Genomic DNA, 1,053 nt, shown 5'->3' with positions numbered 1-1,053 from the left:
TATCAGCAGAAATGGGATTTACTAATTTAAGCTGTGCTTGACCACCTCCAAAGGCCAGCGCCTGTTTTTCAGAAATAAAAGACCAAGTCACAGTTTCTCTCATACCACGCCCCGCTAAGGCGAAACGTGTAATACGTGAACGAAGTTGCGAAACTGTTAAAACTGGATCTTTGACCTCCATAAAACTTTCTAACGGTATCGGCTTAATTTTATCCAGCCCATAAATTCTCATTACCTCTTCCACCAAATCCGCTTTACCGACAATATCAGGACGCCATGTTGGTACTTTAACCACAACCACATTTCCTTGACCTTCACTATCAAATCCTAGCTGTGTCAAAATAGTCATGGTTTGTTCATGTTCTATTTCCAAATATGTTAAACGTTTAATTTCAGAAAGTGGAAAAGTGATCTGTCTGATTTCTGGCTGCTGATAACCCACAATCTTCATCTTTGAACCTTCACCACCACAAAGACGTAGGACCAACTCTGTTGCAATCTCAAGCCCTGTTTCCATAAAAGCCGGATCCACACCCCGTTCAAACCTATAACGGGCATCACTGATAAGTCCTAATGCACGCCCTGTCTGCGCAATACTCTGCGCATCCCAAAGTGCCGACTCAATAATAACGCGACGCGTCGTCTCATCACAGCTCGTTCTTTCACCACCCATAATACCGGCAATCGAAACAACACCCTCTTCATCTGCAATAACACAATCTTTAACACCTAAATTATAGACTTTTCCGTTAAGCGCCTGAAGCTGTTCACCTTCACGACCACAACGTACACGCAAATTACCTTTAATCTTATCGGCATCAAAAACATGCAGCGGACGACCAAGATCAAAACTGATGTAATTGGTTATATCAACCAACGCATTAATTGGTCTCAAACCAATGGCGTTCAAACGTTGTTGCATCCATTGTGGCGATGCATTATTTTGAACATTGCGAACTTCACACCAAGCAAACCCCAAACATAACAACGCGCTTTGCGAAAAATCTAAAGAAACATCAAGCGATGTTTCAAAGGTAGTACCCAATTGTGGCA

1 protein-coding gene is annotated in these 1,053 nt (G+C 42.4%); it reads right to left on the bottom strand.

Going from position 1 to position 1,053, the window contains the following annotated elements; genetic code table 11:
• Positions 1–1,053, bottom strand: a 1,053-nt coding sequence (locus ACFINO_RS09930; RefSeq protein ID WP_375655648.1) for a phenylalanine--tRNA ligase subunit beta, incomplete at both ends; no start/stop codon positions are given.

Source organism: Bartonella sp. AA83SXKL, assembly GCF_042196965.1.
Taxonomy (GTDB): Bacteria; Pseudomonadota; Alphaproteobacteria; order Rhizobiales; family Rhizobiaceae; genus Bartonella.
This window is presented reverse-complemented; position numbering and strand designations above follow the sequence as displayed.